Raw genomic sequence first — 15,047 nt, forward strand, 5'->3', positions numbered from 1 at the left:
GGCCGGGAGGCGGAGTATCTGTGCCACCGGGCGGGGTGGTGTCGATACTCGGGTCCTGATACTTCGTGTTCTGGATGTTGAAGAATGGCATGGCTACTCGTTCAGCGCGGTCAGCGCGGCGTCGTAGGCGATGAGCATCTGCTGCCCGGCGCCGACCATGGTGCCGTCGTAGGTGAGGTCGCCGCTCAAGGTGACCGGGGTATTGCGGTCGTGGCCGTCCCCGTAGGACGCGTTGCCCCAGATGAACCCGGCCGCGTTGCTCATCGCCTCGTTCATGTGCGCGATGTGCAGCAGGTTGTTCGGTCCGGCCGCGTTGTACTTGTTCATCTCGGTCGACAGGGCGTCTATGTAGTCCGTGAACGACTTGAGGGTCGCCTTGAACGCGTCGGCGGCAGGTCCGCTCCAGCTCTGAAGGATGCTGTCCCGCGCGTTGTTGACCGCGGTGACGTAGTTCTCGAGCATGGCCCGGATGGACAGGATCGCGTAGTGCGCCGTCTCCATCGTCTGCGGATTGGACCAGGTGCCGCCGGCCGCGACGCCGCCGTAGGAGCCGTCGCCGAGGCCGCCGGTGATGGCGGTGATGGCCTGGTTCCAGGTGTAGCCGGCCAAGCCCTTGCCGGTGGTCGGCGCGGCGCCGTCGTCGTACATGGCGCCGGTTCCCGGCGGTTTCTTGACCTGGACGTGCAAGGTGAAGCCGCAGCCGGTCTGGGAACTGCCGGAGGAGGTGTCGGAGTTCTTCGGGGGCGGTGGCGCCGGCGGGGTGGGTGTGCCCGCGCCCGGGTGGATGACATCCATCAGCTGCCCCCCGTCGAGCCGCTGCCGCCGGGCGGCGTCTTCCCGCCGGAACCGCTCAGCCCGTTTATGAGGGTGTCCAGAGTGTTTTGCATCGCGCTGCCCAGCGACTGCAGGTCGGTCTCGATCTGCTGGTCGCCCTTGTCGTAGTCGTCGGCGACCTTCTTCAGCGTGTCGGCCAGCATCGACACCATCGTGTAGAGGTTGCCGTCCGACATCTGCGTGCTGTTCGGGTCCTGGATCAGCTTCGTGTACATCGTCGACAGCTGGGTGTCGACCGTGTTCTTCAGGTTGTAGGCGCTCGGCAGGTAGGTGTCGTCCTTGGCGTAGCCGGGAAGGACCCCGACCGCGGTGACGTCCGGCCCGGCCAGCGCGCTGCCCTTGCCGGCCGTGCGCCCGGCGTACAGGTCATACCGCAGCGGTGCGCCGGCGTAGCCGCCCGTCGCCGAGCAGTCCACCAGCCACGACGGGCCGGCGGTGAACAGTCCGCCGGCCTGGGTCAGCGTGTCCGAGAACCACGTGGCCAGGTCCCGGATGGCGTCCTTGTCGGCCTTCACGGTGCCGATGGTCGGCCCCGGGATGGCGGTGTGGGTGCCGACGTTCCAGGTGTCGCCGGGGTCGTTGGCCACGGTCAGTTCACCCAGCGATTGGTGGCGGTGCGCTCGGTCTGCACGATGCTGTCCGTGATGTCGTTCAGCTTCACGCCGAAGTGCGAGAGCAACTCGTTCATGGTCGCGGCGGACCGGTCCCAGTTCCGCTTCTGCTCCTCGTAGGCGTCGCCGGCCGGTCCGGTCCAGGTCGACTTCAGCCGGTCGCCGTAGGCCTGGAGTGCGGACAGGCGGTCTTCGATGTTCCTGCTGGCGGTTCCCAGGGTGGTGACGAGCTGTCCCATGTTGTCGGTGTTGGCGACGAAAGCCATGGCGGTCTCCTTAGGGTGCGGGTCACATGCCCATCAAAGTCTTTTGCGTGTTGGTGAAGTCACCGACGCCGATGGTCTTGACGGTGTCGACGGCCGTGGATTCGTTGTTGGCGTACGCCTGGGCGTTGGCCCCGAGGACCTCTTGCATGGTTTCCAGGGATTTGCAGATGTCGTTGAACTGGATCAGCCACTGGTCGAACAGGTCGCGGTATTTGTCGGCCGCGTCGCTTCGCCATTCCAGGGCGTCGTGGTCGGCGCGCACCGGGGCCACGTATGAGCCCAGGTCGTCCAGGGCCTGCGAGAATTCGCCGGCGGCCCGGGACATCGCTTCGTGTTCGTGCTGGAGTGTCGGGTCGGCCATGGCCTGCTCCCTAACTGGTTTCGCCGAAATGCGGTCATTAAAATCGCACCACCGAGTACTCGGGCCTCACAAGGTGGTCTGTCAGATGTTGAGCAAATGGTGAGCCGCGGTACTGGCCGCAATGCGCACGCTCTTAGTTCTGCGTGTCCTGTATTTGCGGCTGGACCTGGGCGGCGTACAAGCGGGGGCTGTTCGGGACGACGCCGCCCTCGTGCAAGCGGGGGCTGAGCGGAGCGACGCCGCCCTCGTACAAGCGCGGGGCGATCGGGGTGGTCCCCGCGTCGTAGTGGCCGGGGGTGACGGGTGAGTACAAGCTGGGGGACAGCGGGGAGCCCGTGGATCCCGGGGCGCCCGTGGAGCTCCAGCGGTTGGTGGCGGCCTGCTCGGTCTGCAGGATGCCGTCGGTGATGGCGTTCAGCTTGACGCCGAAGGTCGCGAGCAGTTCGTTCATGGTCGCGGCGGCCCGGTCCCAGTTGACTTTCTGCTCCTCGTAGGCGTCGCCGGCTGGTCCGGTCCAGGTCGACTTCAGCCGGTCGCCGTAGGCCTGGAGTGCGGACAGGCGGTCTTCGATGTTCCTGCTGGCGGTTCCCAGGGTGGTGACGAGCTGTCCCATGTTGTCGGTGTTGGCGACGAAAGCCATGGCGGTCTCCTTGCGATGCGTGGGCCGGTTGCCTCGGGGCCCGGATCACAGCCCCTGCAACGCCCGCTGAGCGGGGGTGAGGGGCATGCCGGGGTACGGGTTGTAGGGTTTCTCGACGATGACGTGCACCGGTTGGGTGGGCGACACCGGCGGAGCGGTGGTGATGCCGTTGACGTACTGCAGGGCCCAGTCCTCGTTGGCGCCGTATGCTGTGGCGTTGGCGCCGAGTACGTCGCTCATGGTTTCCAGGGCCCGGCAGATGTCGCCGAACTGGATCAGCCACTGTTGGAACAGGGCGCGGTACCTCTCGGCCGCGTCGCTGAGCCAGTCCAGGGCTTCGTGGTCGGCGCGCACGGGCGCCACGTATGCGTTCAGATCGTCCAGGGCGCACGAGAATTCGTTCGCGGCCCGCGTCATGGCTTCGTGTTCGTGTTGGAGTGTCGGGTCGGCCATGGCCTGCTCCCTAACTGGCGTCACCGCACTGGTGGCACCGAATCGCGGTCACTGAAATCGCACCACCGGTCATGGAGCCGTCACAAGGTGGTCTGTCGGATGTTGAGCAAAGGGTGAGCCACCCGCGAAAGTGTTGTCTTATGAAAGTTCTGGTGACCGGTCTGGGTCGTCGGCGCAGCCGCACGGTCAGCGGCGGCCTGGCGATCCTGGGGTTCGAAGTGCGGGAGGCCGCCGGTGATGCCGACGTGCCGATCCAGACGGATGTGGTGCTGCTGGACTGCGGTGTGATCGATGACGAGGTGCTGGCCTACTGCCGGCGGCTGCGGCGGCGCACCCAGGCCCCGATCGTCGCGGTGACACAGCGCGTGGATCTGCAGGCCTGGCTGCGCGGGCACGAGGCGGGCATCGACGACTACGCGGTGCAGCCGTTCGGCCTGCAGGAGCTGGCTGCGCGGCTGCGGCTGTCGGTGACTCCCGGCCGGGAGCAGCCGCCACCGCCGCCGACCGGCCCGCCACAGCGGCTGACCGCGGGCCCGCTGGTGGTCTCCGAGGGGGCGCGGACCGTCGAGATCCACGGCACCCGCGTCGATCTGCGCCCCAAGGAGTTCCAGCTGTTGGTGGCGCTGATGCGCAAGGTGGGGCGCGCGGTCCCGCGGGAGGAGTTGGTGGCCACGCTGTGGCCGACCGGCTGGGCCGGCGCGGAGCGCTCGCTGGAGGTGCACGTGGCCTCGCTCCGGGCGAAGATCGCGCTGCCCGGGATGATCGCCACGGTGCGCGGGGTCGGGTACCGGATGGTGACGCCGGAGTCGTTCCTCCGGTTCACCGCGGCGTGAGTCGCCCCCGGCCGGCCCCACCGGCCGGACCGGCTCGCGCCGCGGCGCCCGGACGGCTCCCATCAGGGCCCTGACACGGCGGCGGTCCTCGGGGTCCGCGCGTCGTTCGAGTCCAGCGCGGGTCCCTCGGGGAACAGGTCGAGCACCGCCGCGGGGACGGCCGCCGGGGCCACCGAGGCGTAGCCCAGCCGGCCCAGATCATCCGGCGAGGCCACCGCGAAGCGCTCGCCGACCGCGCTCAGCAGCTGGACGGCGCCGCCGGTGGTCGAGCTGGCCAGGGCCCCGGTGCCCGGCCGGACCAGGACGCGGTCCGCGTGGCCGGCGGCCCCGTCGGTGCTCACCCAACTGCCGGCGGCGTCCACCGCCGACGCGGCGACCGAGCGCAGCCGGTAGGTCGCGGCTGAGGGGTCCGAGCCCGGTGTGACCGCCAGGCAGACCGCGCCGGAGCCGGTCGTGGCGCCGGCGGCGTTTCCGGAGCCGCCGGCCAGCGTCGGCAGCGCCGCGGGCAGATCTCCGGCCAGCGCGCCGGTCACCCTGTTGCCCTGCTTGGCCGCCACCAGCCGGTTCGGGTCCAGCGTCTTCGGCGCCGGGGAGCCGCCGGCCCGCAGCAACGCGGCCTGCGTCGGGGTCACCGGCGTCAGGCCCTGCGCGGTGACCACGTATTCATAGGCGCCGCTAGCGTCCTGGTACGTGTACAGGTCCCCGATCGTCCCCAGGTCGGCCGTGGACGTGCGGGCACCGACCGTCAGCGGCGCGATGTCGGAGCCGGCCGGTACCGCGTTGAGCCAGTTGGCGCCGACCGTGGTCGGTTGCGCGGCGGTCATCTGGAACGCCGTCATCAGGGGCAGAGGCTCCTTCAGCAGGTGCCGCTTGCCGGCCCAGATCAGGTACCGCGCGTCCCCGACGTCGACGTACAGCGCCTGACCGTCGGTGACTTCGGTCCCGGCGACGTCGACACCCAGCGCCGCGGAGACCCGCACCGTGCCGTCGGTGCCGGGCGAGGAGCACACCGTCCACGGCCCGCCGGTCAGCGCCGAGGCGGCCGGCAGGTCGCTGGGTGCGCCGATGATGCCCACCGCGGCCCCGCGCGGCACGTCCTTCAGCGCCGAGGCCGGCACGGTCCGCACCGCGTACTTCGGCAGCGCCAGCATCGCCGAGGCCTGATTCAGCACCTGGTGCAGGACGCCGTCGGTATAGAGGTACTGGTTGTAAGTACCCTGCTCCACGACCACCGACTGGCCGTCTCGCCACGCGGAGCTGGCTTTCGGCCAGACCAGGCCGAGCACCGCGGCCGTGCCGATCCCGAGCACCCCGGCCGCCGTCCCGAGGACGAGCCCGGTCTTCAGCCGCTGCGCCGGCGGCGTCGCGGTTCCGGGATCCCCGCCGACCAGACCGGCGACCAACCGCCGCACCACGAACCGGTGCGCCTGCAACTCCTGCCGCCGGGTAGCCACGGCTCAGCCCCCCAACCCGCGCGCCCAGCCGAACACGCCGAGCACCCCGAGGGCCAGCGGCACGAGCGCGGCCAGCACGAAGTATTCGGCGATGTCCGCGGCGCGGGCCGCGTACGGCGGGTCGTCGCCGCGCCGCCGCGGCCCCACCGAGGCCGCGATCAGCCCGACCATCAGCGCGCCGGCCGCGACGCCGGCGGTCGTGGCCATCGCGTGCGCGCTGGCCGCCGCCCGCCAACCCGCACCGGCCAGCGCGAGCATGCCGGTCGTCTGCAGAAGGAGCCGCGGCGCCGTCCGCGCGAACACCCGGGCCCGTAGCAGGTACGCCACGCCCAGATCGGCCGCCGCGGCGGCGCCGAGCGCGCCGTGTCCGGCGGCCGTCGTCGCCCCGGCGATCGCGAGCAGGCCGCTGCCGAGCAGGAACGCCGTCATCAGCCGGTCGATCCGGGCCGAGGCCGCCCACAGCTCGGCCTGCTCCCGGGCCGGCAGATCCACCTGGATCCGTTCGGCCGTGGCCGGCAGGGCCGCGAGCCGTTGTCCGGCCAGGCGGAACGCCAGCCGGGGCACCGCGAGCACGAACCCCAGGCCGAGGACGGCGGCGGCGGCGAAACACTGGGTGAGCGCCAGGTGGAAACCGACGCCGAGGGCTCCGGCGAGCACCGATCCGACCGCCGGCACCGTGAGCGCGACGAACGGTTCCAGGCCGTCGGCGCGCGGCGGCTCGTCCAAGATGGCCGTGCCGGTCTGGGCCCGCTGCGGCGGGGTTCCGACGTCCTCGGCGGCCGTCCCGCCGCCGACCGCGGCAGCGCCGACGGCCGCAGCCAACAGCGCCGCCGCCCCGGCCCACAACGCGGCTGCCGATTCCGGATGGGTGGCACCGTGCGCGAACTCCCGCGCCGCGAGCCAGGCGCCGAGCGCGGACCAGCCGATCCCGGCGACGCCCAGCACGATCCCGGCGGGCCGTGCGCCCAGGAAACGCACCGCGACCGCCGCCGAGACCAGCAGCAGTGCGGCCAGCCCGCCGGCGAGCGCGGCGCGCTGTCCGACCTGGCCGGACCCGGCGGCGACGGCTGCCGCGCCGGCGGCGAGCGCCAGCGCGCCCAGCGCCGGTCCGGCCCAGCGGCCGGCGGCCACCCGCAGCCGGTCCGCGCGTTCGCGCACCGCGGTCGCCAGTCCGTCCACGACATCGTCGAAGACGGCCGCCGGCGCGGAAGCTCGGCGCGGCCTCAGATAAAGCGTCTCGCCGTCATAGATCCGCAGTTCAGCCAGGGTGCGGGCGGGCGCCAGCGGGGCTCCGCCGAGGCGTTGCAGCACCCAGCCGTCGTGGGCCAGTCCGGCGTCGGCCAGCTCGGGTCCGGCGAAGCTCAGTACCGCTGGGAGGAAGTCCGCCAAGGGGACAGTGGAGGGCAATGCGAGTTCCAGCACGTTGGCCGGGGTCGCGATCGAGAGCCGGCACAAGTCGGTCTCAGGCAGTGCGGCTTGGATGCTCAACGTCCAGCTCAACTTCCCTTTGCGCGGAGTCTGGGGCAGGTGCTCGACTATCCCGGGTCGTGTGAACGGGCCGCCAGGGGAAGTAGGGCGAACGTTGAGCATCCGAGAATTCCGGCCGATACCGCGCCGCCCCGCGCCGGCACTACCCCAGGGCGAGATCGCGTTCCAGGAACCTCCGGCGATGCCGGAGCCGGTGCCGGGCGGCCTCGGGCAGGCGGTGATGGTCCTGCCGATGGCCGCCAGCAGCGGCGCCATGGCCATGATGTTCCTGCAGCCGGGCGCGCGGCCCACCAACTATCTGGCCGGCGGCATGATGGCCTTCTCGTCGCTGGGCATGGTCGGCATGCAGCTGGGGCGCGGCGGTGGCCAGAGCAAGTTCAAGCTGGTCGCCGAGCGCCGCGACTACCTGCGGCACCTGGACCAGATCCGGCGTCAGGTGCGCAAGCACATCGACTCTCAGATCAAGGCCCTGACGTGGCGGCACCCGGACCCGGCGGCGCTGTGGTCGGTGGCGATGAGCGGCCGGCTGTGGGAGCGCGGGGCCGGGGACCAGGACTTCGCCGAGGTGCGGCTGGCCACCGGGCCGATGGCGCTGGCGGTGCGGATGGCGCCGCCGGAGACCAAGCCGATCGAAGACCTGGATCCGGTGTCGGCGAACGCGTTGCGCCGGTTCCTGCAGGCGTACAAGACGGTCCCGGACCTGCCGATCGCCGCGAATCTCCGGGCCTTCGCGCGGGTGGCCCTGGACGGCGACGGCCCGGCCTGCCGGGCCGTGGTGCGCGCGCTGCTCACCCAGCTCGCGGTGTTCCACGGTCCGCAGGAGCTGCGTATCGCAGTGCACTGTGACGACGCGACGCGCGAGCGCTGGGAATGGGTGAAGTGGCTGCCGCACGCCCTGCACTCCTCGGAGTCCGACGCGGTCGGCCGGGTGCGGCTGATCAGTGACAGCTACGCCGATCTGGAACGGCTGCTGGACCCCGGTGACTTCCGCGAGCGCGGGCCGCACGACGCGAGCGCCCAGCCCACGTCCCGCGAGCCGTTCACGGTGATCCTGCTGGACGGCGGCGAACTGCCGGGCGACCACCGGGCGCTGCGCACCGGCTACCGCAACGCGGTGCTGCTGGACCTGACCGGCGCGGCCGTCGGACCGGACGTCCCGGTGGCCACGCTGCGGCTGCGGGCCACCCGCGACGGCGGCGACGCGTCACTGGCCGCCGTGACCCCGGACCGGGCCGGCGGCGAAGACCTCACCCCCCTGGGCCGGGCCGCCACCCTGAGCACCGCAGAGGCCTCGGCCGCGGCCCGGATCCTCGCGCCGGTGCGGGTGGCCGGCACCGGGGACGCCGGCGGGCGCGGCGGCGGCGACATCTCCTTCACCGGCCTGCTCGGCATCCGCGACGCGCGGGCGCTGGACCCGGAGCAGACCTGGCAGTCGCGGCCCAACCGGGAGCGGCTGCGGGTGCCGCTGGGCCGGACCGAGCAGGGGCTGCCCGCCGAGCTGGACATCAAGGAGGCCGCGCAGGGCGGCACCGGTCCGCACGGCATGATCATCGGGGCCACCGGGTCCGGCAAGAGCGAGCTGCTGCGCACGCTGGTGCTGGCCATGGCCGTCCGGAACGACCCCGAGATCCTGAACTTCGTGCTCGTGGACTTCAAGGGCGGCGCGACGTTCCTGGGCCTGGACAAGCTGCCGCACACCTCGGCGGTGATCACCAACCTGGCCGACGAGCTGCCGCTGGTCAAGCGCATGTACACGGCGCTGCACGGCGAGATGGTGCGGCGTCAGGAACTGCTGCGCTCGGCCGGCAACTACGCCTCGCTGCGCGACTACGAGGCGGCGCGCGACTCCGGGGTGCCGCTGGTGCCGCTGCCGTCGCTGTTCCTGGTGGTCGACGAGTTCAGCGAACTGCTCGCGGCGCACTCGGAGTTCCTGGAGCTGTTCGTGATGATCGGCCGGCTCGGCCGCTCGCTCGGCGTGCACCTGCTGCTGGCCTCGCAGCGTCTGGACGAGGGCCGTATCCACGCGCTGGAGGGGCATCTGTCCTACCGGGTGGGCCTGCGGACCTTCTCCGTCGCGGAGTCGCGGGCGGTGCTGGGTGTCGGCGACGCCTACGACCTGCCGTCGGCGCCGGGGCACGGGTTCCTGCGGTGCGGTACCGATCCGTTGATCCGGTTCCGTGCGGGCTACGTATCAGCACCCTACGTCCCGCCGAAGGCCGGTGGGCCGGCCGAGGATCCGGGGCGGTATCACGTGATCCGCTACCGGTCGGCGTACTTGGCGCCGCGGGTCGCGCCGCAGACCGAATCCGAGGCCGAGACGCAGGACCAGCAGGAGCTCACGAGCCCGCCGGTCTCGGAGAGCACGCTGGAAGTGCTGGCCTCGCGGATGCGGGGCCGGGGCCGGCCGGCGCACCGGATCTGGCTGCCGCCGCTGTCGACCTCGCCGACGCTGGACGCGCTGCTGCCGGAGGCGGTCTCGGCGCTGACCGGCGCGCTGCCGGAGCCGGATCCGCGGGCGACGCAGTACCGCACGCCGACCCTGGGCACGGCCGGTCCGGTGCGTGGCATGGCCGGAACCGACGACACCCTGCTGGCCGTGCTCGGGGTCACCGACCGGCCCTTCGAGCAGCGGCACGATCCGCTGGTCGCGGACCTGGCCGGGGCGGCCGGGCACGTGGCGGTGGTCGGGGCGCCGCTGTCCGGCAAGTCCACGCTGCTGCGGACGATGATCAGTTCCCTGAGTCTGCGCTACACCCCGCGCGACGCCCAGTTCTACTGCCTGGACTTCGGCGGCGGCGGGCTCACCGCGCTGTCGGACCTGCCGCACGTCGGCGGGGTGGCCGGCCGGCTGGACGGGGAGAAGGTGATCCGGACCGTGGCCGAGGTGGCGATGCTGCTCGCCGAGCGCGAGCAGGCGTTCGCCGCGGCCGGGGTCGGCTCGATGGCCGACTACCGGCGGCGGCGCCGGGCCGGGGAGTTCGCCGACGGCCAGCCCGGCTTCCCCGGCATCGGGCACAGCGGTGACGTCTTCCTGGTCATCGACGGCTGGTTCACCTTCCACCAGGACTATGAGCGGCTGGAGCCGGCGATCCAGGACATCGCCGCCCGCGGGCTCGGATTCGGCGTGCACCTGGTGATCACCGCGGCGCGCTGGACCGAGGTGCGGCCGTGGCTGCGCGACCTCATCGGGACCCGGTTGGAGCTGCGCCTGGGCGATCCGATCGACTCCGAGGTGAACGCGGCGCTGGCCAAGGAGGTCCCGGCGGTCCCCGGGCGCGGTCTGACCAGCGGCCGGCTGCACTTCCTGGCGGCCCTGCCGCGGATCGACGGCGATCCGGACCCCGCGACGCTCAGCGAGGGCACGCGCGATCTGGTGCGGCACATCACCAAGGCGCACCCCGGGCAGGCCGCGCCGCCGGTGCGGATGCTGCCGACGCTGCTGCCCGCCTCCCGGCTGGCCCAGCCGGCCTCGCCGACCGCGGTCGCGCTGGGCTGGGACGAGACCCGGTTGGAGCCGGTGCTGCACGAGTTCGGGAATACCCCGCACCTGATGGTGTTCGGTGAGAACGAGAGCGGGAAGACGAACCTGCTGCGACTGGTGGCCAAGGCGGTGACCGAACGTGCCGATCCGGCGCAAGTCAGGGTTCTGCTGGCCGACACCCGGCGGCGGCTGCACGACGCGGTTCCGCAGGCCAAGCAGCTCGGGTACGCCGTGACGGCCGGGGCGCTGGAGGACCTGCTGAAGGAGATCACCCCCGTGCTGTTGCAGCGGGTTCCGGGGCCGGAGGTGGAACCGGCGCGGCTGCCGCTGCGCGACTGGTGGAGCGGACCGGAGCTGTATGTGGTGGTGGACGACTACGACCTGATGATCGGCGGTCGCGGAACGCCGCTGGCACCGTTGCTGGAGCTGCTGCCGCAGTCCGCGGAGATCGGACTGCACCTGGTGCTGGCGCGGTCGACGGCCGGCGCGGCGCGGGGCATGGGCGATCCGGTACTGCGGCGGATGTGGGAGCTGAGCACTCCCGGGCTGCTGCTGTCGTGCAGCAAGGACGAGGGCGTGTTCCTCGGGGACGCGCGGCCCATGCGGTTGCCGGCCGGGCGCGCGCAGCTGGTCAGTCGGCGGTCCGGAACGCTGCTGGTGCAGACCGCCTGGGCCGGCGAGGACGTGGCGTGAACCGGCGGGCACCGCACGGCGGTGGGGCCCGGGCGCTGGCCGCCGGCGGCGCGGTCGCCGCGCTCGTCGCGGGACTCGTGGTCGCCCCGATCGGCGGTGCGCCGACGGCCGCGGCCGACACCTGCCAGCCGTCGGTGACGGCGGTGCCGCAGACGGCCGCGGTGCCGTGGGCGCAGACGGCGTTGCGCTACGGCGACCTGGCCCCCTATGTCGCGCCCGCGGCTTCCGGGGCGCGGATCAAGGTCGCGGTCGTCGACTCCGGGATCGACGTGTCCGCGCCGCAGCTGGCCGGCGCGGTGGACGTCCAGGACAGCGTCTCGCTCGTGAATCCGGCGACGTATCCGCCGACCGCCGACGCCCTCGGGCACGGGACCATGGTCGCCGGGATCATCGCGGCGCGGGCCCGGGCCGGGGTCGCGGTGGTGGGGATGGCGCCGTCGGTGGTCAGCCTGCTCTCGATCCGGACGTACCAGGTGTGCGAGAGCGAGGACGCGCCCATCGCCGCCGGGATCCTGCAGGCGGTGCAACGGGGCGCGAAGATCATCAACGTGTCGGCGGGGTCCCCGACCGACACCCCGGATATGGCGTCGGCGGTGCGGACGGCCCAGGCGGCGGGGGTGCTGATCGTCGCCGCCGCCGGGAACCTCGGTGCCCAGCAGGACGGCGATCCGTTGCAGTACCCGGCCGCCTATCCGGGAGTGATCGCGGTCGCCGCGGTCGGGTCGGACCGGACGGCGGCGCCGTATTCGGAGCACGGCGCCGACATCGGCCTGGCCGCTCCCGGCGGCACCTCGGACGCCCCGCTGCTCGGGGTCGGACCGGCCGCGGACGGGACGCTGGCCTCCGGGATGGGGACGTCGTTCGCGGCGCCGTATGTCACGGCGGCCGCGGCTCTGGTCTGGAACCGGTACCCTTCGTTGACCGCCGCGCAGGTGCGGCAACGGCTCTACGAGACGGCGGACCGCGTGGCAGCCGACGCTCCGGACCACTCCTACGGCTGGGGCATCGTCGATCCCTATGCCGCCTTGACCTCGGTGGCCGCGCCCGCGCCCGCCACCTCCGCGCCGCCGGTTCCGGCCGCGCCGTTGACGTTCCCCGTTGTGTCGCAGAGGCCTGATCTGACCGGTCGGACGCTGGCGGTCGGCGGTGGCGGACTGCTGTCCGCCGGGGGAGTCGCCGGCGTGGCGTGGCTGGCTCGGCGCCGCAAGCGGGACGCGCGGCTCACGGCCGCGCGAAGCGCACTGACCGCTTCTGAACGTACTGATCCGGGCACGACCGACGAGATTCGTGGGGAACGACGACATGTGGGGTGAAGGAACCGTCCTTTCCGGGCGGTACCAGCTGCGCCAGCGCATCGGCGGTGGGTCGATGGGCGACGTGTGGCGGGCGCTGGACACGGTGCTGGGCCGCGAGGTCGCGGTCAAGATCCTGTTGCCGGCGCTGCTGGAGGATGAGGGCTTCGCCGCCCGATTCCACACCGAGGCCCGGGTGCTGGCGGCGTTGAGCCACCCCGGCATCGTGTCCGTGTACGACTACGGGCAGACGGACGACCCGCGCACGGCGTTCCTGGTGATGGAGCTGATCACCGGCCGCCCGCTGTCGGATCTGCTGGACGACTCGGCGCCGCTGTCGCAGGCCTCGACGCTGGCCATCGTGGCGCAGACGCTGGAGGCGCTCCAGGTCGCGCACGACCGGGGGATCGTCCACCGCGACGTGAAGCCGGCGAACCTGATGTTGCGCGACGGCGCCGTGGTGGTGACGGACTTCGGCGTGGCGCGCACCGCCGACGCCCGCCGGCTGACCGCCGCGGACGTGGTGCTGGGGACCGCGGTGTACGCGGCCCCCGAGCAGGCGCGGCACAGCATGGTGTCGGCGGCGGCGGACCAGTACGCGGTCGGGGTGATCGCGTACGAGTGTCTGGCCGGCTTCCCGCCCTTCGACGGCGACACCCCGCTCGGCATCATGATGAAGCACCTCCAGGAGCCGGTGCCCCCGCTGCCCGACACGGTGCCGGAGCCGGTGCGCGAGCTGGTGATGCGCGCCCTGGCGAAGGACCCGGCGGAGCGCTTCGGCAGCGCGAAGGAGATGGCGCGGGCGGCGCGGCGGCTGCTCTCGCGGGACGGGTCGCTCACGCGGACCGGGACGCCGGAGGACAGCTTCCAGACGGGGGTCGTCGTCGCGGAGATGGAGGCCGCGGACGCGGACGCGGACGGGGACGCGGACACTGCCTCGACCGGGCCGGTGGCCGGGGCGATCGCGGCCGGGCACGCGGTGCTGCCGGTGGCGCGGGCGGACGGCGACTTCATGTCGTTCACGGTGCTTCCGAGGGAGGCCGAGCCCGAGGACGAAGACGCGGAAGTGCAGGCGGCTTCGGCCGGACTGGACGAGTCGGCGACCGAGGAGATCCCGCCGGCGTGGGCTTCGTATGCGATCCGGCCGCCGAACGCGGTCGAGGATTGGGCCTCCTTCACAGTGGGCGAGGCGGCGGAGGAGACGGTTCCGCTGCCGGACGCCGAGGGGGAGTTCGACGGGGCCGAAGGGCTGCCGGGAGCCGCGGTTCCGCCGGTCGCCGGAGCCGAAGGCGCCGCGCATGCCGAGGCTGCTGAGGGCCCGCACGGCGTTCCCGGCGGCCGGGTGGTGCCGCAGGACTCGTTCACCGTCGGCGTCGTGCCGGAAGACGAGGGCCAGGATCCGGCCGGAGCCGCTGAACCCGCCAGTCCGCGGCGCGGCCGTCTGCGCCGCGTCTTCGGCGCCGGCGCTCCCGAGGTTCCAGCCGAAGCATCTGGTGACGGAGCTGCTGGTGACGGACCTGTCCGCGCTGCCGGCGCGGAGGATCTGAGCGGCCGGGCCGAGCCGCCTGCGGCCGACGAAGACGCCGGTGGGTATGGCGGATCCGGCCGGGCGGTGCCGCAGGACTCGTTCATGGTCGGCGTCGAGCCCGATCTGGCGCCCGAAGACTCCGACGCGGAGCCCGATGGCCAGGCGGAGCATGATTCCGGCGGCCCGGGCGGCGGCGCCTCCGGCGGGCCCGGGTCCGCGCAGCCGAATCGGCGGCGGACCGTTGTCCTCACCGGTGCGGCGGCGGTGGTCGCCGCGGTCGTCGCGGTGGCGATCGCGTATCCGTTGTCGGGATCCAACTCCTCGGCGGCCGGTGCGGTCGCCGCGACCCGGAGCGCGTCCAGTTCGGGCAGCACCGATCCGGGTTCCGTCGACCCCAGCTCGGTGACCAGCCTGCCCTCCAGCACAGCCGGTACTTCGGCCACGACCTCGAAGTCGTCGGCGTCCTCGGCGTCCTCGACGCCCTCGCCGACCATCCCCAGCAGCAGCACCGCCGTGGTGACGCTGACGACGCCGGGGCCGCCCAACCCGCCGGGACCGTCCACGAAACCGGGACCGTCCACGGCGCCGCGGCCACCGGTGTCGTCCCCGAGTCCCGGGCCCACGGCGGGCTCGTCGCCGTCCACGCCGATCAAGACCGGGTACATCACCAACGTCGGGGACGCGGATGTGATCGACACCTATCACTACGACGGTCTGGCCAACCTCAGCGACAGCGCGCCGCTGACCGTCGAGGCGCAGGCGGCGGGGCAGCCCGAGGAGACGTTCCAGGTGACCCCTTCGGTCATCGACGGGGTCACCGTCTACCAGTTCGGCAACGCCCTGAGCACCAAAGAGCTGATCGACGACGACGGCAGCGGCGACGGCAAGATCTCGCTGTACCACGTGAACAACGCGCCGAACCAGAAGTGGTGGCTGGCCACCGACGGCAGGGTGCCCCCCGGTGCCTACTACCTGCACAACCAGCAGTTCAGCGACTGCCTGACCGACAACGGGTCGGGCCAGGCGCTCTCGACGAAGCCGTGTGCGTCCGGGAACAAGGCCCAGGAGTGGTACCTGCCGTAGACGATTGGTTCCGCCGGGTGCCGGTGCCCT

Annotated in this window: 12 protein-coding genes; 4 read left to right on the forward strand and 8 right to left on the reverse strand. The window is 72.5% G+C overall.

The genetic code is table 11. The features are described from left to right. Positions 1 to 93 precede the first annotated feature (93 nt). The 6 genes from KGQ19_RS31710 to KGQ19_RS31735 form a co-directional block, all read right to left on the reverse strand. On the reverse strand, positions 94 to 795 hold the full coding sequence (locus KGQ19_RS31710; RefSeq protein WP_212015994.1) for a hypothetical protein: 702 nt from the start codon (positions 793 to 795) through the stop codon (positions 94 to 96). Continuing rightward, a complete protein-coding gene (locus tag KGQ19_RS31715) occupies positions 795 to 1,421 on the reverse strand; it encodes a hypothetical protein (RefSeq protein WP_212015996.1) in 627 nt (208 codons plus the stop codon). Before KGQ19_RS31715 ends, KGQ19_RS31710 begins: the two co-directional genes overlap by 1 nt. Positions 1,422 to 1,423: 2 nt before the next feature. Next, positions 1,424 to 1,711 carry a WXG100 family type VII secretion target gene (locus KGQ19_RS31720; RefSeq protein ID WP_212015998.1) on the reverse strand — a complete coding sequence of 96 codons (288 nt, stop codon included), beginning with the start codon at positions 1,709 to 1,711 and terminating at the stop codon, positions 1,424 to 1,426. Between the two features lie 22 nt (positions 1,712 to 1,733). Further along, a complete protein-coding gene (locus tag KGQ19_RS31725; RefSeq protein WP_212016000.1) occupies positions 1,734 to 2,072 on the reverse strand; it encodes a WXG100 family type VII secretion target in 339 nt (112 codons plus the stop codon). 133 nt (positions 2,073 to 2,205) lie between these two features. After that, positions 2,206 to 2,712 (reverse strand): WXG100 family type VII secretion target, encoded by a 507-nt coding sequence (locus KGQ19_RS31730; RefSeq protein WP_212016002.1) that lies wholly within the window; start codon positions 2,710 to 2,712, stop codon positions 2,206 to 2,208. Between the two features lie 45 nt (positions 2,713 to 2,757). Next, the gene (locus tag KGQ19_RS31735; RefSeq protein WP_212016004.1) at positions 2,758 to 3,165 is read right to left on the reverse strand and encodes a WXG100 family type VII secretion target; all 408 of its coding nucleotides are present in this window, start codon (positions 3,163 to 3,165) and stop codon (positions 2,758 to 2,760) included. Between the two features lie 152 nt (positions 3,166 to 3,317). Here KGQ19_RS31735 and KGQ19_RS31740 point away from each other — a divergent pair, with 152 nt between their 5' ends. Further along, the gene (locus tag KGQ19_RS31740) at positions 3,318 to 3,998 is read left to right on the forward strand and encodes a response regulator transcription factor (protein WP_307856569.1); all 681 of its coding nucleotides are present in this window, start codon (positions 3,318 to 3,320) and stop codon (positions 3,996 to 3,998) included. Between the two features lie 62 nt (positions 3,999 to 4,060). On the opposite strand, the gene eccB is transcribed toward KGQ19_RS31740, so the two are convergent. Together eccB and eccD are read right to left on the reverse strand one after the other, a co-directional pair. After that, positions 4,061 to 5,452: a type VII secretion protein EccB gene (eccB, locus tag KGQ19_RS31745; protein ID WP_212016008.1), complete on the reverse strand. Its 1,392-nt coding sequence runs from the start codon at positions 5,450 to 5,452 to the stop codon at positions 4,061 to 4,063. A 3-nt stretch (positions 5,453 to 5,455) separates the two neighbouring features. Continuing rightward, the gene (eccD, locus tag KGQ19_RS31750; protein ID WP_212016010.1) at positions 5,456 to 6,940 is read right to left on the reverse strand and encodes a type VII secretion integral membrane protein EccD; all 1,485 of its coding nucleotides are present in this window, start codon (positions 6,938 to 6,940) and stop codon (positions 5,456 to 5,458) included. Between eccD and eccCa the strand changes: the two genes are divergently transcribed. From eccCa to KGQ19_RS31765, 3 genes are read left to right on the forward strand one after another with little or no spacing between them, the layout of a single operon-like run. After that, complete coding sequence (gene eccCa, locus KGQ19_RS31755) at positions 6,933 to 11,114, forward strand: type VII secretion protein EccCa (protein WP_438801886.1); 4,182 nt, start codon at positions 6,933 to 6,935, stop codon at positions 11,112 to 11,114. The two genes, eccD and eccCa, sit on opposite strands and share 8 nt — an antisense overlap. Next, positions 11,111 to 12,427 (forward strand): S8 family serine peptidase, encoded by a 1,317-nt coding sequence (locus KGQ19_RS31760; RefSeq protein ID WP_212016015.1) that lies wholly within the window; start codon positions 11,111 to 11,113, stop codon positions 12,425 to 12,427. The genes eccCa and KGQ19_RS31760 overlap by 4 nt, the downstream gene beginning before the upstream one ends. Beyond that, complete coding sequence (locus KGQ19_RS31765; RefSeq protein WP_212016024.1) at positions 12,417 to 15,017, forward strand: serine/threonine-protein kinase; 2,601 nt, start codon at positions 12,417 to 12,419, stop codon at positions 15,015 to 15,017. Before KGQ19_RS31760 ends, KGQ19_RS31765 begins: the two co-directional genes overlap by 11 nt. The last annotated feature ends 30 nt before the right edge of the window (positions 15,018 to 15,047 follow it).

Source organism: Catenulispora pinistramenti (genome assembly GCF_018274385.1).
Classification (GTDB): Bacteria; Actinomycetota; Actinomycetes; order Streptomycetales; family Catenulisporaceae; genus Catenulispora; species Catenulispora pinistramenti.

Bases quoted from the DNA above. Each gene is read 5' to 3' on its own strand.
- KGQ19_RS31710 (WP_212015994.1), bottom strand. From the start codon at position 795: ATGGATGTCATCCACCCGGGCGCGGGCACACCCACCCCGCCGGCGCCA.
- KGQ19_RS31735 (WP_212016004.1), bottom strand. From the start codon at position 3,165: ATGGCCGACCCGACACTCCAACACGAACACGAAGCCATGACGCGGGCC.
- KGQ19_RS31720 (WP_212015998.1), bottom strand. From the start codon at position 1,711: ATGGCTTTCGTCGCCAACACCGACAACATGGGACAGCTCGTCACCACC.
- eccCa (WP_438801886.1), top strand. From the start codon at position 6,933: ATGCTCAACGTCCAGCTCAACTTCCCTTTGCGCGGAGTCTGGGGCAGG.
- KGQ19_RS31725 (WP_212016000.1), bottom strand. From the start codon at position 2,072: ATGGCCGACCCGACACTCCAGCACGAACACGAAGCGATGTCCCGGGCC.
- KGQ19_RS31730 (WP_212016002.1), bottom strand. From the start codon at position 2,712: ATGGCTTTCGTCGCCAACACCGACAACATGGGACAGCTCGTCACCACC.
- KGQ19_RS31765 (WP_212016024.1), top strand. From the start codon at position 12,417: ATGTGGGGTGAAGGAACCGTCCTTTCCGGGCGGTACCAGCTGCGCCAG.